We start from the raw sequence: 22,733 nt of genomic DNA, 5'->3' as shown, positions 1-22,733 counted from the left end.
CTACACCCGCTCCGGTCAAAGCCGCATATCTGCCTCAACAAACGAGACAAGGAGGCAGACATGCTGACCATCAGGCGTTCGCAGGATCGTGGGCCGAGCAAGATCGACTGGCTCGATTCCCGACACAGCTTTTCCTTCGGGCAGTATTACGACCCGTCCCATATGGGCTTCGGTCCGCTGCGGGTGATCAATGAGGACAAGGTGATCGCCGGAGCGGGCTTCCCGACCCATGGCCATGCCGATATGGAGATCATTTCCTACGTGCTGGAGGGGGCGCTCGAGCATCGCGACTCGATCGGCACCGGCTCTGTCATCAAGCCGGGCGACGTGCAGCGCATGAGCGCCTGTACGGGTATCCGCCATTCGGAGTTCAATCACTCCAAGACCGATCCGGTGCACTTCCTGCAGATCTGGATCCTGCCCGAGGCCAACGGCATCAAGCCGAGTTACGAACAAAAGGCGTTCGACGAGGGGAGCAAGCGCGGTCAGTTACGCCTGGTCGGCTCACGCGATGCCCGCGACGGATCGCTGACCATCCATCAGGATGTCGATCTTTATGCCGGCCTGTTCGATGGCGAGGAGAGCGCCGAGTTCACCCTGCGACCGGGTCGGGCGGCCTGGATCCAGGTCGCGCGCGGGGCTGTCAGGGTCAATGGCGAGGATCTCGAGGCGGGTGATGGTGCGGCGATTGTCGATACCGATACCATCCGGATCAATGGCGGCAAGGCTGCTGAAATCCTGCTCTTCGACCTGGGGCGATAAGCGATCGCCTCTGGCAGCCATGACCACGCCCGGCCTGCCAGGCCGGGCGTGGTTTCGTTTGTGTCCGGAGCGCGTCGGGCGTCCGGCTCAGGCAGCTTCCGGCGCCTTGCCCTTCAGCAGCGGCTGAGCCTTGCCATAGGTCAGCGAGCGCCAAACCCATTCCAGCGGGCCGAAGCGGAACAGGGCGAGCCAGATCGGCGACCAGATCAGCTGGACGGCCCAGACGATCAGCACCAGCTTGAGCTGATCGACCCGCTCGACCGTGCCGAACAGGCCGAGCCCGGGGGTGCCGACAAAGATGAAGGTCATGATCAGGCTTTGGGTCAGATAGTTGGTGAAGGCCATCCGCCCGGTCGCCGCGAACAGTTTCACGATCAGGCTGAAAACGCCGATCTTGGCCACCAGCATCACCGTCGAGGCATAGCCGAAGGCGAGGATCAGGCTGCCGACATAGGCGTAGGCATTGCCATCGGCCATGCCCTGCGGCCCGAACTCGCCGGCGATCATGCTCGTGGTCGAGGCGTGCGAGAGATAGTAGCCGACGGCCAGGCTGACGGCGGCCAGTACCGCGTAGCGGCCGAGGCTCCAGCTCGCCGACAGGAAGCCGCTCTTGAACAGCGCCATGCCAATGAACATCAGGCCCAGCGTGCGCGGTCCGAAGCCGATCAGGCCGGCAATCTGGCCGATCAGGGCAAAGCCCATATTCCAAGGCAGGCGGTCGACATAGCCGGCTTGGTAGGCGGCGGTCATGCCGTCGATCCAGCCGGTCATCATCTCGGCTTCCTGGGCCGCGGCTTCGGGTGTTGCGAACAGCGTACCGAGATAGCCACCGCCCACCATCAGCAGGCCGCTGACCGCGATCAGGACCAGGCCCCAGATGATCAGCTTGGTCACCGACATGCGGCGCGCCTTGACGGCCAGCATGCCGACCAGCGCGTAGGTGACGAGGATATCACCCCACCACAGAAAATAGGCATGGACGGCACCGATCGCGAGCAGCCAGAGCATGCGCGGATAATGCTTGCCGACATCATCGCCCTGGCCAGCCATCAGGATGATCCCGGCGCCGAAGAGCGTCGAGAAAATCGTGATGAATTTCAGGGCAAAGAAGGTGTGGGCGAAGGCCCAGACATCCAGATTGGCACCGGTCAGGTCCATCTGCATGGTCGGGTTGTCATAAGCCATGGGCGACATCGCGAAGCCCTGGATATTCATCATCAGGATGCCCAGCACGGCGATGCCGCGCAAAGCGTCGATCGAGACCAGCCGGTCGGTTCTCGGTGCAGACATGAAAAAGGATCCCCCCTTACGATATGGCGGGCAATCTAGCGATGTCCGGTCGGCTTGTCGCCGGGACAGTGGCAAGGCGCGTCCCCTGCTGCAGTCATCGGGCAGCGCATGGGGCGTGTTCGACGCGGCCGGCCTGTGCCACACTCGCCCGATCATTCTGGAGACTGCCATGCATCGTCGATCTGTCATTCTGGGGCTTGGCGCCCTCGGCCTCTTCCTGCCATCACCGGCGCAGGCGGCCCAATGGGGGCTCAGCGAAGGTCAGGCGCGTGACGGAATCCGTGCCGCGCTGGGCCAGGCGGCTCGGCTGGCGACCACGCGGCTGGGTCGGACTGACGGTTTTTTCGGCGACCCGCGGGTCCGCATTCCCTTGCCGTCCCGGGTTCGCGATGTGCAGAGCATGTTGCGCCGGGTCGGCTTGTCGCAGCAGCTTGATGATCTCGAGCGCCAGATCAACCGCTCGGCCGAGGCTGCCATGCCGGCTGTGCAGACGATCTTTGTCGACGCGGTCCAGTCGATCACGCTCGACGATGCCGTCGGGATTGTCCGCGGCGGCGACCGTTCGGCGACCGACTATCTGGAGCGCCGGACGTCTGATTCGCTCTACGGCTTGATCCGGCCGCGCATGGCCAGCACGCTGGAGGCATCAGGCGCCTATCGCACGCTGCAACCGATCGAGGCCCGCCTCGGCCGGTCGGGCGGCATGCTGGGGCGCTTCATGCGCAGCCAGTCGGGTGGACAGTCGCTGCGTGACCAGGTCACGGACGACGCTTCGCGCCGGGCCATGTCCGGCGTATTTCACTATGTCGGGGAAGAAGAGCGGGCGATCCGCCGGGATCCGGTCAACCGGACCTCGGACATTCTGCGCCGGGTCTTCGGCTAGCCGCCCACCACGGAGCGGGTCAGCACGAAGATGTAGCCGAGATAGCCGAGGAAGAGGCCGGCCCCGATGAGGCGGCTGATCGGTTGCTTGGCGAAGATGATCGCAGCGATCACCACGCTGGCTCCCAGCATCACCCACAGGTCGAGACCGAAGAAGCCTTCCGGCACGGGCAGCTCGAGGCCGGCCGCAGACGCGGCAATCCCGGTCGCGCCACCGACGGCGAAGACGTTGAAGATGTTGGAGCCGAGCACATTGCCAATGGCGAGGTCGGCCTGACGGCGGACCGAGGCCATGACCACGGTCGCCAGCTCTGGCAGGGACGTTCCGAACGCGACCGCGGTGAGACCGATAATGGCCTCATCAACCCCGAGGTCGGCCGCCGCCGCAGTGCCGCCGGTCACGATCATCTGGGCACCGATCGGCAAGCCGACGAGACCGATCAGCAGGGAGCCGAGGATGGTCGGCAGGGATTTCGGCAGACCGTCCATGTGCTCCAGGTCGGTCAGCTCGGCGATCGAGGGATCGACCGTCTTGCCCCGCGCCAGCACAGCGAGCAGGGCGACGTAACAGATTATCAGTCCGAACAGGACATAGCTCTCGATGGCAGAGATGCTGCGGTCCCAGCTGACGGCAATCAGGATGATCGCGGCGCCCAGCGCGAAGAAGGCGTTGCGTCGGACGCCCGGTGTTGTCGTGGCAATGGCCCCGAAAATCGCCGGCAATCCGAGAATGAGCAGGAAGTTGGCGATATTGGAGCCAACAATATTGCCTAGCGCCAGCCCCGGAGCGCCCGACAGGGCCGACTGGACGGACACGACCAGTTCCGGTGCCGATGTGCCAAAGGCGATAATGGTCAAGCCGACCAGAAGCGGCGGCAGGCGCCACATCCGAGCAAGCGCCGCTCCGCCACGCACCAGCAAGTCCCCGCCAAACAGCAGGATGATGATGCCGACCAGAATCAGGGCGATATAGACGGGCGATTCCATCTCGAGGCGGACCCTTCGGTTCGCTGACTAGTCGAGGCGGCGATATTCGATGAGATTGAGAAGACCAAACAGGCCGGCGACGAGGCCGATAGCAATCAGAGCGTACATGAAAAATTTTCCCAAAACGGCGACTGTTGTGCCCGTACATAGCGCGCCGGAACCGCACTGGCTAGCGGAGGATGCGGCATGAATTGGCGTCAGCGTTTCGAGCCGCTTGTGCGCCCGCTCATGCAGGCCTTCTGGCGCCTGTCGCGCGGCACCACGCTTGGTGTCCGCGGGCTCGTGCTGCGCTCCGATGGCCATGTCGTGCTGGTCCGGCATACCTATGTCGGTGGTTGGCACCTGCCCGGCGGCGGCGTCGAAAAGGGCGAGAGCGTTCGCGACGCGCTGGTGCATGAATTGCGCGACGAGGCCGGGGTGGTGGTCGAGGGTGAGGCACCGGTTCTGGGTGTCTACGCCAACCATCGCCGGTTTCGCGGCGATCATGTTGTGGTGTGTGTGGTGCGGGACTGGAGCCCGTGTGTGCCTGATGCGGCCGGCGAAATCGACGCGGTGGACTGGTTTGATCCGACGGATTTGCCCGAGGCAACGACGCCGGCGACGCGGGCCCGGATTTCCGAATTTCTCGGGCGCTCCCCGGTGACCGATACCTGGTAGCTCCCGCGAAGGGCCGAACCGAAAAAGGTGCGGTGTACCGGACGAGGCCGAGCCGAAGCGAGGGATAACGGGCCGACCTGTCCGGTACACCGCGGGGCGCACGCTGACGACATTAGGTGCGCCGGTCTGAACCCGAGCTGACGAAGTCGGACGCGATTTTGCCCCGGATGTGGCTTCAACTGGGGACAATTGCGGCAAAATCACTAGGATGGTTTCGACTGAGGCGATGGATCCGGACCGATTCGAATGAACACGACGCCCACCGGCGATACCTATCTTCGAACGTCGTCAGACGATGATGAGCCGAAATCGGCCCTTCAGCGCTTGACTGATACCGATGGCTGGGTGGGGCAGGTCCTGCCCGGTCTGGTCGCTGTCACCTGCATTTTCATCGTCGCACTTGCGGTCATGGCCGGCGAAGGCCGGTTGATGTCGTCGGCCCGTGAAACCAATTTGCGGACGCTGGAAACGGTTCTGCGCAACACCCGGCAACGGTTTGAACTATGGGCCCAGTCGCGCGAGAATGATGCCCGGGTCTGGGCCGAGAACGACCGCCTGAAAACGGCTGTTGAAGGACTGGCCTCGGTGCCGGTTCCAGCCTCTCTCGCCAGTTCGGTCGACCAGAGCTGGCTGCGCGGCACCCTCGGGCCCTGGCTGACCGAGTACGGTTATCGCGGATTCGTCCTGATCGCCCCGAACGGGACGACCCTGGCCTCCATGCGCGACGAGGACCTTGGCCAGCCATCGCTCGTCCTCGATCTGGTCAATATGGATCGGCTCGCGGCGGCGGGTGTGGTCCTGACCCGCCCGCACATTGTTGACCTTGTGGATGTCGGCGTTACGGCCGGAACGACCGCGGCAACCGCGGTTGACGAGGAAATCCTGATGTATGCGGTGGCCGCGATCCGTCGGGATGGCGATGTCATCGGCTATCTCGCCCTGCGCACCGATCCGCTGTCGGAATATACCGCCACCTTCCGCGTCGGCCGAACCGGGGTGTCAGGTGAAACCTTCGCCATCGACCGTGATGGTCGTCTCCTGACCGAGACCCGCTATGCCGAGGAGCTCGTCGAGGCAGACCTGCTGGTTGAAGGCCATCCTTCCATCCTGCATGTCGAAGTCCGCGACCCCGGCGTCGACGTCACCATGGGCGGCATCCCGTCACGCCCTTATGCCGATTGGCCGCTTACCGAAGCCGCCCGCGGGGTGATCGCCAACGGTCAGGGCAACAATCTTCAGGGCTATCGTGACATGCGCGGCGTGCTGGTGATGGGCGCCTGGGATTGGGACTCGGCGCGCGATATCGGTCTGATCACCGAGGTCGAGTTGGGCGAAGCGATGGCCGGTGCCAACCAGGCGCGGGCCGTGCTGCGTGTCTTCGCCGTCGCCATGGCACTCTCCTTCATCCTGCTCGCCGTGTTGTTCAGTGCCCACCGGTCAATCACCCGGCGCCGGGCCTATGCGACACTCGAGGCCAATCAGCGTCTGTCCCAGATCCTGATGACGGTGGCCGAGGGCATTTACGGCATCGATGGGGACGGGGTGGTGACCTTCATCAACCCGCGGGCCTGCGCCATGCTGGGGTATCGGGAAGACGAGCTGATCGGCAAGACCATGCATTCCGTGGTTCACCATTCCCGCCGCGACGGCTCGATTTTTCCGCGCGAGGAATGCCCCATTCACTGCGCCGGTGTGGCGGCGGAATCGCCGGATGGCGATGTCTTCTGGACCAAGAATGGCCAACCCATCCCGATCGAGTCGGCCTCGTCTCCCATCGACCCGGTCGACAAGTCGATCGGTGCGGTGGTCACTTTCCGGGACGTGACCAATCGCAAGCGCGATGAGCTGGCGCTGCGCCGCTATGCGCAGGAATTGAAGCGGTCGAATTCGGAACTCCAGGAATTTGCCTACGCCGCCTCGCATGACCTGCAGGAGCCTCTGCGCAAGATCCAGGCATTCGGAGAGCGGCTCAACAACAAGTGCTATGACGCGCTCGATGACACCGGGCGGCACTATCTGGAGCGCATGGTCGATGCCTCGACCCGGATGCGGCGCCTGATTGATGACCTGCTCAGCTATTCACGGGTCAATTCCAAGACGACGAATTTCCTGCCGGTCGATCTGTCCGCCGTCGTCGCCGATGTGCTGTCCGATCTGGAACCGCGGATCAATGCCGAGGACGCCCGGATCCGGGTCAGTGAATTGCCGGCCATCGAGGCCGATCCAGGCCAGATGCATCAGCTCTTCCTCAACCTGCTCGCCAACGCCCTCAAATTCCGTCGTCCCGGCGTTCAGCCTTCGATTTCGATCGAAGGCAGTGTCGAGGTCGGCGAAAACGGGGCGGTGGCGCGGATCGCTGTCGCCGACAACGGGGTCGGGTTCGAGCCGCGTCATGCCGAGCGGATTTTTGGCATGTTCGAGCGTCTGCACGGCCGCGACGAGTTTGACGGCACCGGTGTCGGTCTGGCGACCTGTCGCAAGATTGCCGAGCGTCATGCCGGTGAGTTGACGGCCTGGGGCGAGCCGGATGCGGGCGCGGTCTTCACCCTGCTCCTGCCCGTTCGGCAGGGCACTGTGATGTAGGCAGATGTCAGTCGAGAGAACGATATCATGAGCGGTCGCGCCCGGGCGCTCTCCCGCTTTGCCCCGATCCTGGTCGGGGCAGCCTGCGGTGTGCTGGCTCTTGTTCTTCTGCTGCCCTTCTTGTCATCCCCGATGCCGGGGCCGGCCGAATGGGTGCTGACCGCACTCGGCGTTCTCGCCATTGTCGGGCTGGTCGCTCTGGTCGGGGATTTGTCTCGCGAGGCGGGACGACACGAGGCTCGAGCAGATCGGCTGCAGCGTCGCCTCGAGGATGTGGAGCCGTTTGCGGTCGCGGCCCGGCATGACCTGCGCGAGCCGCTGCGCAAGATCATCACGTTCGGCGAACGTCTGCGTGAGCGGCTCGGTCCGATCCCGGACCCTCAGCTGGACCGCTATGCCGAGCGCATGTCTGACGCTGCCGAGCGCATGCAGGGCATGCTGGACGAGCTGACTGTCCAGGCGCGCGTCAATGATGAGCAGACCCGGTGCGAGCGCGTCCGGTCGCGGGACATGATCGAGCGCGTGCTTGCTGATCTGGCGGACGCGCTTGTGGCCCGCGACGGTGAGGTCACGCTGGGTGACCTGCCTGAAGTCCGGACCGATCCGGATCAGTTCCGCACCCTGTTCGGCATCTTGCTGTCCAATGCGATCCAGTACGCCGATGAGACGCGGCCGCTACGCGTGACCGTGGACGGTGAAATCGGGGCCGATGGCTCCGTCGTCATTCGCGTCGCTGACAACGGCATCGGCTTCGACCCGGACAAGGCCGAGCGCATCTTTGCGCCATTCGAGCGGCTTCATACACGAGAGGCGTATCCGGGGACCGGGATCGGCCTCGCAACGGCCCGGAAAATCGCCGAAAGGCAGGGCGGGCAACTGTTGGGGCGTGGAGAAATAGGAATTGGCGCTGTCTTCACCTTGATCTTGCCGCAGCAAAAGGCGAGTTTGTAACAACACGATACCGTGACAAGGTTCCAACCGGGCAGAGGCTGTCAATATGAGCGACGAGAATCGGCTTTTCACCATCCTGATGGTCGACGACGATCCTGATGACCGGCTTCTGTTCAAGGAAGCCTGTGAGGAAGTGCGTCTTCGCAATCCGCTCGATTTCCTCGAGAATGGCGAGCAGCTGGTCGATTATCTCAAGCGGCGTGGCGCTTACGCGGACCTTGAGGGATCGCCGTTTCCGGGAATCATCCTGCTTGACCTCAACATGCCGCTCAAGGATGGCCGCGAGGCACTTGAAGAGATCAAGGCCGATGCGGAGTTGCGCCACATTCCGGTGATCGTGCTGACCACCTCGAAGGATGAGGATGATATTCTCTCCAGCTACGGGTTTGGTGCCTCGTCCTACATCGTCAAGCCGATCTCGCTTGATCGGCTGATGCGGGTGGTCAACTCGATTGGGGAATACTGGGTGCAGATCGTCGAAGTGCCTCAGACCGAACGCGCTGACGGCGAGCCGGTCGACGAGATCTGATCCGGTTTTCGCGTGCCGGGCGAGCCCCCGCGACGGGCGGTGCAAATCTTGCTAGCATGCTCATCACGGCCTGCGGGAAGACCCGCATCTGAGTGAGCAGGGCCGGGGGGATTGTCATGTTGTTTGCGCGCCTGTCGAAGATTTCAGCCACGCTTTTCCTGTCCATGATCATGGCCATCATCATGCTGGTCATGCTGTGGTTCTATGCGGCGGAGTGGCTGAGCTGGGTGCAGGATGGCGCCGACCTGCTGGAGGACATGATCGCCTCCATCCCGATGGAAGACCGCTACAATAATTTCGTCCGGCTCTTCGCCAGCGACGACAAGATCGTCCTGCTCATCTTCACCATCATCGCCCGCATCATTCTTGCCCTGATCGGCGGAACTTTCACCGCCCTGACCCGTGGCGACCGCTACAAGGTCAAGGAGCCGGGACTGATCAGCCAGGTCTCGTCGATGATGGCGACGCTTTTCCTGTCCTTCATCGTGGCCATCATCATGCTCGCGGTGATCTCGCTGGCGGCCGAAGGTGTGCTGCACAGCCTGCTCGATGCCGCCGACTGGGTCGAGGACCAGCTCGCCCATCTGCCGATCGGCGGACGCTGGCGGGCCGGGGTGCGTTTTGCCGTTTCTGACGACAAGATCGTGCTGCTCTTCTTCACCATCCTCGCCCGGGTCCTGATCGCCATCGTGGCGACCGCTTTCACGCGCGCCGTCAGTGGCGACCGGAAGCCGGAGATCATCGCCCCGAAGGGCAAGGTCAAGGCTCAGGCCTGACGCGACAGGCGTTCGGCCAGTAGCGGCAGCGAGACATCCATCCGGTAGTCGATCGAGGAATGGGTGTCGGGGAATTCCTCATAGCGGTGCGCGACGCCCATCGCGGTCAGGATGCGGGTCATGCGGCGGGCGCCATAGACCAGGTTGTACTGGTCGATATCGCCGCAATCGATCATCAGGACCTTGAGGGCCTTCAGCCCTTCACCATGCTGTTTCACGAACTCCAGCGGATCCCATTTCATCCACTCGGCCCAGCGCTCGGGGATGATCTCGCAGGTATCCATGGTGACCGGCAGGCTCATGCCCAGATAACCACGCGGATCGGGATCATAGGTCGCCCCCATGGCCAGCGTCATCAGGGCGTGGAGATCGTCACCGGAGACTTTGGGGGCGGCCTCGAAGGCCTCCATGAAGCTCCGTATCGTCCCGCCATGCTTGGCGATGCGGCGCAGGGTATGGGCGAAGTCGGCGGCGAATGAGAGCTCGAACCCCATATCGCCGGAATGGCAGACTGCGCCAGCCCAGATGTCGGGGTGCATCATGGCATGCATGATTGCACCGTAGCCACCGGACGACTTGCCGAACACGCCACGATGGCCGGTTCCGCCGCAGCCGAAGCGGGTCTCGATCGCCGGCAGCATTTCCTCGACCAGGAAATCATCCCAATTCCCCATCGCGTCGGAATTGACATACTGGTTGCCGCCGAGCCGGGTGAAACAGTCGGGGAAGGCGATGACCGCCGGCTTCATCACCCCGGTGGCAATCAGCCGGTCAGCGCGTTCGGGAACATTCTCGCCGAAATTCTTCCAGGCGACATGACCCAGGCCCGACCCGGTGAAGCCGACCAGATCGACCAGCAGCGGCAGGCCTGCGCCGTCATGTCCCGCCGGGACGTAGACATCGACGCGGCGGCGCAGCGGTTCTCCGAGCCGGTTATTGGCGATCGCCTGGCTGTCGACAAAAATCGTGTGCATCTGCCCTTGCGGCAGGCTGTGGTCGCGATGCATCTGGGCGCCCCTTGCTGTTCTCGAGGCAGAGTAGGCTGCGCAGGCCCCGGTGCAAATGCTTGAGCTGCGGCGCAAAGCGGGCAAGTCTCGCCGCCATGAGCAGCGTCAAACACTACATCACCGCCAACGCCTTGCTGGAAGACAGCTTCCGGCTCGCGCGGACCATTCTGGACAGTGGTTTCCGGCCGACCCACATTGTCGGTGTCTGGCGCGGCGGCGCGCCGGTCGGCATTGCCGTGCAGGAATATCTTGCGGCCTGTGGTCTCGAGACCGACCATATCGCCATCCGTACCGCCTCCTATACCGGAATCGCCCGCCAGGACCCGGTGGTCCGGGTCTATGGTGAGGGCTATCTGGTCGACACGCTGGATGCCGATGACCGGCTTCTGATCGTCGACGATGTCTATGACAGCGGTCGCTCGATTGCCGCCCTGCTGGACGTCCTGCGTACCAAGTGCCGTCGCAATTTCCCGGCCGAGGCGCGCATCGCGACCGTCTACTACAAGCCCTTGCGGAACAGGACTGAGCTCACGCCGGACTATTTCGTCCATGAGAGCGATCATTGGCTGGTCTTTCCGCACGAGATCTGCGGCCTGACGCCGGACGAGCTGGCGCAGAAGGGGATGTCGCCAGACCTGTTGACGCCGCCCTGACGCCGCGAGTTCTGGTGCGACATGATCCCGGCTAGCCAGTGCGGCTCATTCGTGGCAGCTTCCGGTGGCATGACGCACCCATTGCAATTTTCCGGCAGGATGATCTGGTACCGCGTGACCGTGCTTTCATGGGCCTAGGTGCGCTCTACAGCCTTGCCTGGCTGGCGATTGATATTGCTGTCCGTTTCTTCCCGACCTCCCATGCGAGTATCGATCCCGCCGCGGTCGTTCTCATCCAGTCAACCGGTCCGGTCCAGGAAGTGATCTATCTGGCGGGCACTGCCGCCTATCTGGTCAGCTTTAACCTCTTGCTGGCGCGCCAGCGCCACGTGCTGCCGGTCTATTGTTTCGCCGTTGTTGCCTTTGTGGTGGACTGGATCTTTACAGCGGTGAACGGTGCCGAGGCCCTCGCCATCTCCGGCTATGTCGCGCTTGCCGCGCTTGGCGTCATCTTCTTCTGCCTCTATCAGGCGATGCCGGTGATGCGGGGACAGCGGGTGCGATCCCGCGGTCTGTCCGGACTGGAGTGACCCGATTTGCGCCCGCCAGCAGGATCGTGTCGGCAATTCCGGCGATCTTTGAGCCTGCTGTCGATCAGGGCAATGAAAACGACAAACAGGATCTGCGCGATGCCGGAGAAAGTCGCGGACAAGCCGCCAAATCCCAGAACGGCGGCCGCGACGGCCAGTACAAAGAATGTGATCACCCAACCGAGCATGGCAGTCTCCTTGTCCGAGAACAGGGCCACCCGCACAGGATGTGAGGCTGTCAGCCCATTCAGTTGAGGAGACACTATCCGCGTGGGGCGCCGGTCGGACTGACCTGTGTTAGTGCCGGGTACAGGCTGTCAGATGGAAGCGACGCGCTGGCCTCACGACCGACAGGGACAGACCGTTATCGAGAGGATGGGGGCGACGGACCGTCGACCGGGATCGCATGGACCCCGGTCTGATTGCGCGGTGCCGGATCAGCCGGCCGGAGGGGTCAAGCTTCGCGGTAGAGACCGCACAGCTTGTTGCCGTCCGGATCACGGACATAGGACAGATGCATGGTGCCCATGCTGCTGGTACGCGGGCCGGGCGCGTCCTCGATCGAGGTGCCGCCATGGGCGACCGCGACGTCGTGGAATTCCTTCACCTGCTCCGGGCTGTCGCACTTGAAGCCGATCGTGGCGCCATTGGCAAAGGTCGCCGGCTCGCCATTGATCGGCTCGCTGATGCCGAAAGTATTGCCATTGTGGCGGTAGAAGAGCCGGACATGCCCGGTTGCCGCGACATTGCGGATGGGCTCGCCCGCGCCGAGCGTGGCCAGCACCGCGTCATAGAAGGTCTTGGACCGCTCGATGTCGTTCGACCCGATCATGATGTGATTGAACATGCTGAAATTCCTCCATGGATGCGTGACGTTGAGAGCCGCGCTCAGCTCTCGTCAAGCCCGATATCGAAATTGGGCGCCGAGTGTGTCAGCGCGCCGACCGAGATCACGTCGACACCGGTCTCGGCGATGCCGCGGACGGTGTCCAGATTGACCCCGCCGGACGCCTCCAGCGTGACCTTGCCCGTGGCCGCGGCCACCGCGGCGCGCAGGTCGTCGAGCGAGAAATTGTCCAGCAAAACGCTCTCTGCGCCGGCCGCAATCGCGGCGTCCAGCTGGTCAAGCCGATCCACCTCGACGGCAATGCGGGTCATGTGACCGGCGCGGGTTCGGGCTGCCTCGACCGCCTGGCGGACGCCACCGCACACGGCGACATGATTGTCCTTGATCAGGATCGCGTCATCCAGCCCGAACCGGTGCAGCGCACCGCCGCCGGCCTGCACGGCCTGCAATTCGAAAGCACGGAAGCCCGGCGTGGTCTTGCGGGTATGGGCGATCCGCGCGCCCGTGCCGTTCACAGCCTCGACATAGCGCGCGGTGAAACTCGCAATCCCGCTCATCCGGCCCATGAAATTGAGCAGGATCCGTTCTGCCGACAACAGCCCGCGGGCGCGTCCGGTCACCGAGATCAGCACATCGCCGGGCTTGATGAGGTCGCCATCATCCTGTTGCGGACTGACCAGCGCCTCCGGATCGCACTGCCAGATCGCTTCCAGTGCCGGCTGAAAGCCGCAGACCACTCCGGCCTCGCGAGCCTTGACATAGAATTTCGCCTCGGCTCTCGCCGGGATGCAGGCCAGTGAGGTGACGTCCCCGCGTCCGCCCTGGTCCTCGGCGATGGCGCGCGCAACCGCGTCGCGGACGATATGGCGGGGCAGGGGCATGATGGCAGGCATGGGTCTGTCCTATTCGGCCGGGCCGGCGAGGGCGGCCGGTTGCGGGATGCGGGCGGCCAGATCGGCCTGGCGCAATTCGGTGTGGCGCGCGTCGGTGTGGGTTTGTGGGCAATCGCTGCGGAAATGGCCACCCCGGCTCTCGCGGCGACGCAGGGCGCCTTCGACAATGAAGCGCGCCGCGACCAGCGGATCGGCCTCGCCATGCTCGGCCCGCATCATGTCGATCAGCGCCGCGAGCTCGCTCAAGCCCGAAGCCGAGCGTTCCACCCCGCAATGCCGTGACATCGCCTGACGCAGACGGGTGAGGGCGAGGGGCGGGAGGGTGGGGGCAGACGCAAGGAGAAGCGGTTGATTGTCCACCGTCATCCCCCGGCTTGTCCGGGGGACCTCGTCGATGAATTTCGAGTGTTTCGCGCTGACCCCGTTGTCCAGCCCATCCACGCGGCTGGCCAGTTGAGGTCCCCCGGACAAGCCGGGGGATGACGGTTGGTTTTGGTCCCGCGAGGACCCGAGCACATGCGCCACCCGCGCCGCACTGACCAGACCTTCAGCCAGCGAATTCGAAGCCAGGCGGTTGGCGCCGTGCAGGCCGGTCGCGGCGCATTCGCCGATCGCATAGAGGCCGGGCACGGAGGTGCGGCCATCAATATCGGTGGCGACACCGCCCATATGATAGTGCGCGGTCGGGGCAACGGGGATGGGCGCGGTGCGCGGGTCAATCCCGGCGCGCTGGCAGGCTGCGAAGACGGCCGGGAAACGGTCCGGGAAGGTCTCGCCGACGGCGGCGCGGCAATCGAGATAGGCGCCCTTGCCGCCGGCATTCTGGCGGTGCACCGCCCGGGCGACGACATCGCGCGGGGCGAGTTCGGCGTCGCTGTGGATGGGCTTCATGAAGCGATGGCCGGTCTTGTCGACCAGGGTCGCGCCCTCGCCGCGCAGGGCCTCGGTGCACAGGGGCGCCGGATCGAGGCCGGCATTGAGGGCGGTGGGGTGGAATTGCACGAATTCCGGATCGCGGATCACCGCGCCCAGACGCGCCGCCATCGCCATGGCCTGGCCCTGGGCGATGGCCGGCGTGGTGGTCAGGGCAAACAGGCCGCCGGCGCCGCCCATGGCGAGCAGGGTCGCGTCGGCTTCGACGGGTTCGATCTCGCCGTGAGGCCCTTTCGCAATGGCGCCAGTACAGGCGCTCGCATCGCCCAGCAGCGAGACCGCTTTCCAGCCATCGCGGATCTCGATGTGGTCCGCAGCCCGCACGGCCGCAATCAGCGCCGCCATGATCGCGGCACCGGCGCCATCGCCCTTCACGCGGGCGACGCGAGGCTGTGAATGCGCCGCCTCGCGGGACAGCGACCAGGTCTCCCCCTCGCGCTCGAACGGTGCGCCGAGTGTGGCCAGCGCCGCGACTTCCGCTGCCGCGCCTTCGGCCAGGGCCAGCGCCGCATCGCGATCGACCAGACCGGCGCCGGCCGCGATTGTGTCGCGGGCATGCAGCGCCGCGCTGTCGTCCGCCGCCAGAGCCGCCGACACCCCGCCCTGCGCCCAGCCGGACGCCGCCCCTTCACCCAGCGGCGCACCGGTGAGCAGGACCACCTTGCGCGGGGCGAGCTTCAGCGCCGCCCAGAGCCCGGCAATGCCGGCGCCACAGATGAGGATGGGGCGGGTCATGACGCGGTTAGAGGCTCACCAGATCCACACGCTTCGCCGGCTTGGTCGGATCAAAGCTCGCGGGCTTGTCCGGCTTGGGCAGGTCGAGCATGGCCTGGACGGAGGCGCGGGCGCCTTCGATGACGGCGTCGGGGACGGTCACTTCGTGCTGTTCCAGGCGCAGGCAGTCATAGATGTTTTCCAGCGTGATCCGCTTCATGTGCGGGCACAGATTGCACGGGCGGATGAACTCGACTTCGGGGACGTCGGCGGCGACATTGTCGCTCATCGAGCATTCGGTCAGGAGGACGGCCTTCTTCGCGCCGCTATCCTTGGCCCAGTCGGCCATGGCCGCAGTCGAGCCGGCGAAATCGGCGGCCTGGACCACTTCCAGCGGGCTTTCCGGATGGGTGATGATGACCACGCCGGGATGGGCATCGCGCAGGTCCTGGATGTCCTGGGCCGTGAATTGCTCGTGCACTTCGCAGCTGCCGGCCCAGGTGAGGATTGTCACATCGGTCTGGGCGGCGACATTCTTGGCCAGATACTGGTCGGGCAGCAGGATGACGGTGTCCGAGCCGAGGCTCTCGACCACCTGGACGGCGTTGGAGCTGGTGCAGCAGATGTCGCACTCGGCTTTGACATCCGCCGAGGTGTTCACATAGGTGACGACCGGCACGCCGGGATAGGCGGCCTTGATGCGGCGGACATCCTCACCCGTGATCGAGGAGGCCAGCGAACAGCCGGCGCGGGTGTCGGGGATGAGGACTTTCTTGTTCGGCGCGAGCACCTTGGCGGTTTCGGCCATGAAGTGGACGCCGGCCTGGACGATGATGTCCGCTTCGCTCTCCGCCGCCATGCGGGCGAGGGCGAGGCTGTCGCCCATCAGATCGCCGACGCAGTGGAAAATGTCCGCCGTCATGTAGTTGTGCGCCAGGATGACCGCGTTCTTTTCCTTTTTCAGCTGATTGATGGCGTGGATCAGCGGCGCCTTGGCCGGCCACTCCATCGGCGTCACGACATGGCTGACCTTGGCATAGAGGTGGTCCGTCGCGGCCTTGACCTCGTCCGTATAGGCGAGTTCGGGCCGATCCTGATCAAAGTCCTGAAGTGTGCCGTCAAAACCCATCCGGTCCATTTTTCCCTCACTTTTGCTCAAAACGAGCATATCAAAGGTCTGAAAAGAGGCGATGACACGGGCGCCATCACCGGAACGCGGCCTTATGCTCGAACTGAGCTTAACCGTGCAACTGGTATATGCTCATCATGAGCATTGCGCAAGGGGTCAGAGGATGACGCCGGCAACTGTTGCGGACGCCACGCTGTATCCAACGGCGCCCAGAATGGTGGCGGGCAGAATTAGGCGCCACCGAAGCCGGCGCCGGCGGGAGGAGCACAGCGCGACCATGAAAAGAATGGCCGCCCCCGCGCCGAGCCATCCAAACATGGCGAACTTTATCGCCAGCAGAGCCAGGCAGATGGTCGCGCAGACCAAGGCTGCATGCAGGACATCCCGGAGGCCCAGATTACTCGACATGTCGCCCCAATTCCTGTGCGGACTCACTTAAGGCGCCGGAACATTTCAGAGGAAAAAGATTGAAGCAAGTTCAAATTGCAAAGTTAATGCATAATCGCAATTCACGAGTGAAGCCACGATTACGAGGTCGCTAGAAGGGGGCCGGGCTCTCGAAGCAGACCGCCGCGCCGCCATCGGGATGACGCAAACCCAGTGTTTCCGCATGCAGGCAAAGCCGGTCGCTGGCTGCCAGGGCCTCGGCATGGGCATAGAGATTATCGCCTAGGATCGGGTGTCCGAGATGGAGGAGATGGACGCGCAGCTGGTGTGAGCGTCCGGTCTTCGGGGTCAGCCGGACCCGGGTCATGCCGTCGGCGCTTTCCAGAACCTGCCAGTCGGTCTGGGCCGGACGGCCCCGGTCATGATCGATCATCTGCTTGGGACGGTTGGGCCAGTCGGTGATGATCGGCTGATCGACCCGGCCCGACGCTTCCGTCATGACGCCCCAGACCCGGGCGATATAGGATTTCGTCGTCATCCGCTTTTCAAACTGCTTGCCGATATGCGCCTGCGCGTGCGCCGTCAGCGCCAGCACGATGACACCGGACGTATCCATGTCGAGCCGGTGGATGATCCGCGCGGTCGGATAGTCGCGCCGCGCCCGCGCCTCCAGGCAGTCGGCCCGGTCCGGGCGGTTGCCGGGCACGGTCAGCAGGCCGGACGGCTTGTCCAGCACGAGGATGTGATCATCGACATGGATGATTGGCAACGGCCCGGCGGGCGGCGGCGTGTAGACGAAGGGCCGAGGCTGCTCGCGGCCGGTGGATGGTCCGGACATGGCTGGCCTCAGCCGTCTTTCAGCCGCGGCGTCGCCAGGCCCAGCGAAGGCAGGCCGGCGAGGGCTTCGCGGCGATAGCGGAAGAGCTCGGCCGGACGACCCCCGGTCGCGCTTTCGACCTTGCCAGTGCCCTCGACGAAGCCCGACCGGTCCAGTGCGCGCCGGAAATTCTGCTTGTGCAGACGATAGCCCACCACAGCCTCGACGACCTGCTGCAGCGCCGAGAGGGTGAAGACATCCTCCATCAGCTCGAAGATCACCGGGCGGTATTTGATCTTGCCGCGCAGGCGTGTGAGCGCGGTGGCCAGGATGCGGCGATGGTCCGAAGCCATGGCTTGTCCCAGACCCGGTGCGGCCGGACCGGCCTCGCTCTGGCCGTCACGCGAGGCCTCGGCGACCAGGCCGGCCTCGTAGAGCAGCTCGTAGCGGTCCAGCGCCCGGCCTTCCTGCCAGCCGCCGGCATTGAGGCCGAAACACTGCTTGATCCGGTCATGACAGGAGGCCCGGCGGCCGGGGCCGCCAGCACCGTCGGCCCAGGCCGAAAGGCGCGGCAGGATCTGGCTGTCGATGATCTCGGGGCGGCCGTCACGCCAGTCTTCCCAGGGAAAGAAGCGGTACCAGGCGCGCCACTGGCCGCCGCCTTCGGGCGGGTCCGAAACGTCGGGTGTCAGGGCGAGATAGCCGATCGAGATGATGCGGTCGTCTTCCGAGCCGGTCATTGCGGCGACCGGCGCCTCACGGCCGCGATCACCGAAGGTGTAGAGCTGTTCGACATAGCCGAGCTGGAAGCGTGCCTGCTCATCCACCCAGCGCCGCAGACCGATTTCCAGTGTGCGGTGTTCGGTCGGGTCGAACGGGCCGAAGGGTAGCGCTTCACCGCCACCGGACTGGGGCACGATCAGCACTTGCGGCGTGTCGCCATCGACCGCGAGGATCACCGCATTGAGGCCGACAGAGAGGGCCTGGCCCGACTTATCCGTCGGCGCTGTCGCCACTACCGGCCCTCGAACGCCGCCAGCACGGTCTCGAAGCGGTCGAGATAGAGCTGCTGGGCCTGTTTGACGGGCAGGGGGTTGATGGCGATCTCCAGTCCGGCCGGGGGACGTCCGAAGAATTTCACGGATTCGCCATGGCTGAAACCGGCAATCTGGGTCGCTTCGAAATAGGCGCAGATCACATCGGCCCGCTTGATCTTGCGCTTGACCTCGGCGGGCAGTTTCGCCGGCAGGCCGAACCGCAACTGGATGGCCGCCTCGAGCCGGTCCTCGAAAGCCCGGTAATTGACACCCAGTGCCGCCTTGAACGGGCTGATCATGTCGCCAATCACGTATTCGGAGGCATCATGGAGCAGGGCCGCGACCCGCCACTTGTCCTCGATACCGGGATAGAGATGGTCGAGGATCTCCAGCACGACGACGCTGTGTTCGGCAACCGAGAAGGCGTGATCGCCCGAGGTCTGGCCGTTCCAGCGTGCAACCCGGGCGATGCCATGAGCGATGTCCTCGATCTCGACATCGAAGGGCGAGGGGTCGAGCAGATCGAGCCGGCGACCGGAGATCATCCGCTGCCAGGCACGCGGGGCTTCTTTGGTCTTCTTGGCGGCAGCAGCGGGCATCGGTTCAATCTCGTCTTCTTCAGGCGGGTCGGGGAGATAGCAGAGAAGCGGCGTCGGGACCAATCCCGATGGTCCGTTTGTTCACACCTGCTGTGCCGCCATGCCGCACCGGCTTTGATTGACCTCGCCGGCATTTGGGCGCGAAATAGTCATATCAAAAATAAGGATATGGAGGTTTCCCGTGACTTTGACACGTGTGGTCATGCGGCTCGGCCGCAATCCCAAGGCGGGTTTTCCCGATGGTGATGAGGGGCACGGCTATGTCGTGATCGCCCCGCTGGACAAGGACGGCAAGCTCGATCTCGATCTCTGGCGCGCCAACAAGGCGGCCTGCACGGTTGATCGCTTCTCGCCGGATCCCGCTGACAAGGCCGATGGCTGGCTCTCTCATCGCGGCAGTCACTGGTTCTTCCGCTATGACGAAGACGATGAGGGCCCGGATGAGCCGGTTTTCCGCCTGGGTGATCACACGATGCGGATCGGCGACTATCTCACCATCCACGAGGCCGATGGGGATGATCTGACCTATCGGGTGACCGAGGCGGTCGCGGTTTAGGGCGGCATCATTCTTGTCGCCATGAGGGTTTGCGCCTAACCTTGCCGGGACTCCAAGGCAAGGAGGCCGCTATGGCCCGCAAGACATCCGTCAGCCGTCGATCATTCCTGGAACAGGTCGTCGGCGGTGTCGTCGGGGCCACGCTCATCGGCGGAACCGCGTCGGCCACACATGGCGGCCTGGCCCAGGCTGGCATAACGGATTCTGACACCGGGGCCCGGGCCGATCCGGTCGGGCGAGGGCGCGGAGCGGGCGTGACCGATTCCGATAACGGCAGCTCCGCCGACCCGGTCGGACGAGGGCGCGGCGGGCGTACGGGCGGGCCGCAAGGGCAGGCGGGCAGCGGCGTCACGGATCGTGATGGCGGGCCGACGGCCGATCCGGCCGGCCAGGGACGGTCCGGAGGCAGCGCGTCCCGGCCCAGTGCAGCGATCGAGGCGGAGAATGCCCGGATCCGCGCAGAAAACCGGCGCGTTGAGGAAGAGAACCGGCGTATCCGGGCCATGGAGCGCCAACGCGACCAGCTTGAGACCGAGATGCAGGCGCTCGGGGGATCGAAGCCGCCGCAAAAGCTGTAAGGGGCGTTGCGCCGATTGCCTGAACAGACATCGAGTGATCGGGGGGTACGTTCCGTTCTTCCGAGCGCCCCTTATCCCCTCGCGCGCACCGCGCACACCCAACCATAAACCGCTTGCCGAGACGTCGCCGTATCCGCTTCTTCAGGTCAAGGGCGCGTACGCGCCGCGTTGCGGTTTCACCCTTGAGCTGAAGAAGCGGATACGGCCTGCTGGCTGACAAGCGATCTATGGATCGGCCTGCGCCGGGGCACGGGTTAGTCTGATGGGGGTGGCGGCGTTGCCAAGGTTGGCGAATTCATTGTGCCTGACCCGATTATTGAGCGGGGGTGTTTCGACGCGCTTTCCCTCTCCCGCGGGAGAGGGGCAGGGTGAGGGGTAAATCCCGGTGAATGCAGGAGTAATCCCCCTCATCCGGCCTCCGGCCACCTTCTCCCAAGGGAGAAGGAAAGTCGTGTGCGGCGGGGGATAAGCGGCCGCGCTGGCTATTCTTCCGCCACGATCGCCAGGGTGGTGAGATCCGGGCTCAATGCCAGCCGTGTCACGCCGCTCAGCCAGTCGATCGCGCCTATCCGCTCCCAGCCGCCATAGGCGCGCCACAGCAATTGTCCCTCATGCACGGCGATGAAGGTGATGCGGTCGTCCGGCAGGACGGCGACCGCAAAGTCCTGGCTTGTTCCGGGCAGGGCGAACATCTCGCGCAGCTCGCCGGTCTGCGTGTTGAGGGCGTGGATCGTGTGAACGCCCGCCTCATCAGCCAGCGTCACATAGAGGGCCGGACCGCGACCGGCGCGGAAGAAACTGCGGCCGGGATTGTCGGCGATATGGGTGACGGTTTCCGGCGTGGTGGTGCGGTCGATGAGCTGCAGCGTCATCGGCTCGCCGAGATGGAAAACCGCAACCTTGCTCATATCGCCGGAGAAGCCGTAATAGCCGACCGGTGCGAGGGCCTCGGCCGGGGCGCGGTCGGTATTGTCCGGATTGGCCAGATAGGCATTGCCGGCATAACCACCCGGCGGCTGGAAGATATAGCTGAGCTGGCCATTGGGTGCGATGCGCGGTGAGTACTCGCTTTCGCCGGCTGTCCGGGTGACCGGGGTGGTTTCGCCCGAGGCCAGGTCAAGCCGCCAGATATCGGTTTCCCCGGTCTCGTCACCGGCAGTGTAGAGCAGCCCGCCATCATCGGTGAAGAAGGGCTGGTTGTCATAGCCGGGCCGGGTGACACCGCCGAGCGAAGCGGCGAGCACCGGCGCGTCGCCACTCCAGTCGAGGGCGAAGAGGTGGATGTCGGTGCCCGGCGGCGGCGCGGCCTCTTCCGCGGCGGTTGCGGTATCGGCGTCTGCATCATTCATCGCGGTGGCATCCGGCGTGGTGTCCGCGTTGTCCTGCGGGGCCGGCGTGCAGGCCGTGGCGAGGGCGGCGATCGAGATCAGGCCAAGCCAGGTTTTCATGCGCGTTTCCTCACAGCCGCTGCCCCGACACCGTAGCCGGCGCCATAGGCGCACAGGACGCCGGTCTCGCCGGCGACCATGTCGTCAGAATGCATTTCGAAATTCATCACCACGGAGGAGGACGAGGTATTGCCATACTCCTGCAGGATGGCCGGTGCATTGTCCTCGGTGCGGTCACGATCGAGGATGCGCTTGGCGATCATGTCGACCATGCGGATATTGGCCTGGTGCAGCCAGGTACGGCGGACATCTTCCGGCGCCAGGCCGATATCCTCCATCATCCGGCGGGCGACCTTGGGCGCGAAGCCGACGACGTCCTTGAAGACGCGGTGTCCGTCCTGGTCGAGATGCGGGGCGAAATCGGGATCGACCGATTGTTCGGCGATATTGATGAAGCCATAGTCCGAGCGCAGGGCCGAGGACCATTTGTTCTCGGCATGGGTCCCGATCACGTCCCAGCCGCCGGGCTTGCCGTCATCGGCCTCGACGATCATCGCCGCCGAGGCATCGCCGAAGATGAAGTGCACTTCCCGGCGCGAATGGACATTGATGCAGGTCATGATTTCCGGCGAGCAGACCAGAACGCGGCGGGCCTGACCGGATTTGATCAGCCCGTTGGCCATGTGCAGGCCATAGAGGGCCGCGGCGCAGGCCATGGTCATGTCAAAGGCGAAACCGCTCGCGCCGATCGCGTTCTGGATCTCGCAGGCGAGGGCCGGGAAATTTCTTTGCTGGGCCGATGAGGCGACGATCACACCATCGATGTCGGAACCGTCATAACCGGCCTTGTCGAGCGCGATCTGGACCGATTTCATCGCGAACTCAGCCTGGGTCGAGATCTCCTCGATCGGCCGCGGGGGAATCCGCGGGACCATCGAGTCGATATCGAGAATGCCCGACTTTTCATACACGTGCCGACGCTCGATGCCCGACGCGTTGCGGATGAACTCGCTGGAGGAGAGCGGTACTTCGGCGATCTCGCCGGCGCCGATGGCGGCGGCATGCTCGCGATTGAAGCGTTCCGCATAGGCGTTGTAGCTGGCCACGAGTTCATCATTGCTGATGACGTTGGACGGGACCCAATATCCCGTTGATCGGATGAGGCTGTTTTTCACGGCGCCCGACTCTTCTCTTGTCCCTGATCTGACCAGCGTAAAGCATGAGCGCTTGCGATCAATCCACCCTGAC

The 22,733-nt window shown here is 64.4% G+C and carries 24 protein-coding genes and 1 pseudogene; 11 read left to right on the top strand and 14 right to left on the bottom strand.

What is annotated here, in order from left to right; genetic code table 11:
- Positions 1-60: 60 nt before the first annotated feature.
- Positions 61-762 (top strand): pirin family protein, encoded by a 702-nt coding sequence (locus tag AAA969_RS09345; protein WP_338245758.1) that lies wholly within the window; start codon positions 61-63, stop codon positions 760-762.
- A gap of 87 nt (positions 763-849) precedes the next feature.
- On the opposite strand, the gene AAA969_RS09340 is transcribed toward AAA969_RS09345, so the two are convergent.
- A complete protein-coding gene (locus AAA969_RS09340; protein WP_338245757.1) occupies positions 850-2,052 on the bottom strand; it encodes a DUF418 domain-containing protein in 1,203 nt (400 codons plus the stop codon).
- Between the two features lie 169 nt (positions 2,053-2,221).
- Between AAA969_RS09340 and AAA969_RS09335 the strand changes: the two genes are divergently transcribed.
- Complete coding sequence (locus AAA969_RS09335) at positions 2,222-2,935, top strand: DUF4197 domain-containing protein (protein WP_338245756.1); 714 nt, start codon at positions 2,222-2,224, stop codon at positions 2,933-2,935.
- Here the strand turns inward: AAA969_RS09335 and AAA969_RS09330 are convergent.
- Positions 2,932-3,921 (bottom strand): calcium/sodium antiporter, encoded by a 990-nt coding sequence (locus tag AAA969_RS09330; protein ID WP_338245755.1) that lies wholly within the window; start codon positions 3,919-3,921, stop codon positions 2,932-2,934. The two genes, AAA969_RS09335 and AAA969_RS09330, sit on opposite strands and share 4 nt — an antisense overlap.
- Before the next feature lie 186 nt (positions 3,922-4,107).
- Between AAA969_RS09330 and AAA969_RS09325 the strand changes: the two genes are divergently transcribed.
- The 5 genes from AAA969_RS09325 (at position 4,108) to AAA969_RS09305 (ending at position 9,417) form a co-directional block, all read left to right on the top strand.
- Positions 4,108-4,578 (top strand): NUDIX domain-containing protein, encoded by a 471-nt coding sequence (locus AAA969_RS09325; protein WP_338245754.1) that lies wholly within the window; start codon positions 4,108-4,110, stop codon positions 4,576-4,578.
- A gap of 246 nt (positions 4,579-4,824) precedes the next feature.
- Positions 4,825-7,161, top strand: a complete 2,337-nt coding sequence (locus AAA969_RS09320; protein ID WP_338245753.1) for a sensor histidine kinase — start codon at positions 4,825-4,827, stop codon at positions 7,159-7,161.
- A 27-nt stretch (positions 7,162-7,188) separates the two neighbouring features.
- A complete protein-coding gene (locus AAA969_RS09315) occupies positions 7,189-8,112 on the top strand; it encodes a sensor histidine kinase (protein ID WP_338245752.1) in 924 nt (307 codons plus the stop codon).
- Between the two features lie 46 nt (positions 8,113-8,158).
- Positions 8,159-8,641, top strand: coding sequence for a response regulator (locus AAA969_RS09310; protein WP_338245751.1), 483 nt, complete (start codon positions 8,159-8,161; stop codon positions 8,639-8,641).
- 116 nt (positions 8,642-8,757) lie between these two features.
- The gene (locus AAA969_RS09305; protein ID WP_338245750.1) at positions 8,758-9,417 is read left to right on the top strand and encodes a hypothetical protein; all 660 of its coding nucleotides are present in this window, start codon (positions 8,758-8,760) and stop codon (positions 9,415-9,417) included.
- Here AAA969_RS09305 and AAA969_RS09300 read toward each other — a convergent pair.
- Complete coding sequence (locus AAA969_RS09300; protein WP_338245749.1) at positions 9,408-10,424, bottom strand: alpha/beta hydrolase; 1,017 nt, start codon at positions 10,422-10,424, stop codon at positions 9,408-9,410. The genes AAA969_RS09305 and AAA969_RS09300 overlap by 10 nt on opposite strands.
- A gap of 95 nt (positions 10,425-10,519) precedes the next feature.
- On the opposite strand from AAA969_RS09300, the gene AAA969_RS09295 reads away from it, so the two are divergent.
- Complete coding sequence (locus tag AAA969_RS09295; protein ID WP_338245748.1) at positions 10,520-11,077, top strand: phosphoribosyltransferase; 558 nt, start codon at positions 10,520-10,522, stop codon at positions 11,075-11,077.
- 128 nt (positions 11,078-11,205) lie between these two features.
- Entirely contained in the window at positions 11,206-11,607 is a 402-nt protein-coding gene (locus AAA969_RS09290) for a hypothetical protein (RefSeq protein WP_338245747.1), read from the top strand.
- A gap of 62 nt (positions 11,608-11,669) precedes the next feature.
- On the opposite strand, the pseudogene AAA969_RS15095 reads toward AAA969_RS09290, so the two are convergent.
- The 9 genes and pseudogenes from AAA969_RS15095 to AAA969_RS09245 form a co-directional block, all read right to left on the bottom strand.
- Positions 11,670-11,795 (bottom strand): annotated as a pseudogene (locus AAA969_RS15095) (DUF1328 domain-containing protein); the annotation flags it as partial.
- A gap of 266 nt (positions 11,796-12,061) precedes the next feature.
- Positions 12,062-12,454 (bottom strand): VOC family protein, encoded by a 393-nt coding sequence (locus tag AAA969_RS09280; RefSeq protein WP_338245746.1) that lies wholly within the window; start codon positions 12,452-12,454, stop codon positions 12,062-12,064.
- Positions 12,455-12,495: 41 nt separating this feature from the next.
- Complete coding sequence (nadC, locus tag AAA969_RS09275) at positions 12,496-13,347, bottom strand: carboxylating nicotinate-nucleotide diphosphorylase (protein ID WP_338245745.1); 852 nt, start codon at positions 13,345-13,347, stop codon at positions 12,496-12,498.
- Between the two features lie 9 nt (positions 13,348-13,356).
- Positions 13,357-15,015: an L-aspartate oxidase gene (locus AAA969_RS09270; RefSeq protein ID WP_338245744.1), complete on the bottom strand. Its 1,659-nt coding sequence runs from the start codon at positions 15,013-15,015 to the stop codon at positions 13,357-13,359.
- 7 nt (positions 15,016-15,022) lie between these two features.
- The gene (nadA, locus tag AAA969_RS09265) at positions 15,023-16,162 is read right to left on the bottom strand and encodes a quinolinate synthase NadA (protein WP_425325000.1); all 1,140 of its coding nucleotides are present in this window, start codon (positions 16,160-16,162) and stop codon (positions 15,023-15,025) included.
- A 117-nt stretch (positions 16,163-16,279) separates the two neighbouring features.
- Positions 16,280-16,531 carry a hypothetical protein gene (locus tag AAA969_RS09260; RefSeq protein ID WP_338245742.1) on the bottom strand — a complete coding sequence of 84 codons (252 nt, stop codon included), beginning with the start codon at positions 16,529-16,531 and terminating at the stop codon, positions 16,280-16,282.
- 130 nt (positions 16,532-16,661) lie between these two features.
- Entirely contained in the window at positions 16,662-17,348 is a 687-nt protein-coding gene (locus AAA969_RS09255; RefSeq protein ID WP_338245741.1) for a pseudouridine synthase, read from the bottom strand.
- 8 nt (positions 17,349-17,356) lie between these two features.
- A complete protein-coding gene (locus tag AAA969_RS09250; protein ID WP_338245740.1) occupies positions 17,357-18,343 on the bottom strand; it encodes an NUDIX hydrolase in 987 nt (328 codons plus the stop codon).
- Complete coding sequence (locus AAA969_RS09245) at positions 18,343-18,963, bottom strand: HD family hydrolase (protein WP_338245739.1); 621 nt, start codon at positions 18,961-18,963, stop codon at positions 18,343-18,345. The genes AAA969_RS09250 and AAA969_RS09245 overlap by 1 nt, the downstream gene beginning before the upstream one ends.
- Before the next feature lie 181 nt (positions 18,964-19,144).
- Here AAA969_RS09245 and AAA969_RS09240 point away from each other — a divergent pair, with 181 nt between their 5' ends.
- Together AAA969_RS09240 and AAA969_RS09235 are read left to right on the top strand one after the other, a co-directional pair.
- A complete protein-coding gene (locus AAA969_RS09240) occupies positions 19,145-19,519 on the top strand; it encodes a hypothetical protein (RefSeq protein WP_338245738.1) in 375 nt (124 codons plus the stop codon).
- Positions 19,520-19,590: 71 nt separating this feature from the next.
- A complete protein-coding gene (locus tag AAA969_RS09235; protein WP_338245737.1) occupies positions 19,591-20,097 on the top strand; it encodes a hypothetical protein in 507 nt (168 codons plus the stop codon).
- Between the two features lie 482 nt (positions 20,098-20,579).
- On the opposite strand, the gene AAA969_RS09230 is transcribed toward AAA969_RS09235, so the two are convergent.
- Both AAA969_RS09230 and AAA969_RS09225 read right to left on the bottom strand, forming a co-directional pair.
- Positions 20,580-21,545 carry a TolB family protein gene (locus AAA969_RS09230; RefSeq protein WP_338245736.1) on the bottom strand — a complete coding sequence of 322 codons (966 nt, stop codon included), beginning with the start codon at positions 21,543-21,545 and terminating at the stop codon, positions 20,580-20,582.
- On the bottom strand, positions 21,542-22,660 hold the full coding sequence (locus tag AAA969_RS09225) for a beta-ketoacyl-ACP synthase III (RefSeq protein WP_338245735.1): 1,119 nt from the start codon (positions 22,658-22,660) through the stop codon (positions 21,542-21,544). Before AAA969_RS09225 ends, AAA969_RS09230 begins: the two co-directional genes overlap by 4 nt.
- Between the last annotated feature and the right edge of the window lie 73 nt (positions 22,661-22,733).

The organism is Maricaulis maris, from assembly GCF_036322705.1.
In the GTDB taxonomy this organism is placed as follows: Bacteria; Pseudomonadota; Alphaproteobacteria; order Caulobacterales; family Maricaulaceae; genus Maricaulis; species Maricaulis maris_B.
Note: the sequence above shows the minus strand (reverse complement) of the source record. Positions and strands in the feature narration are given on the sequence as shown.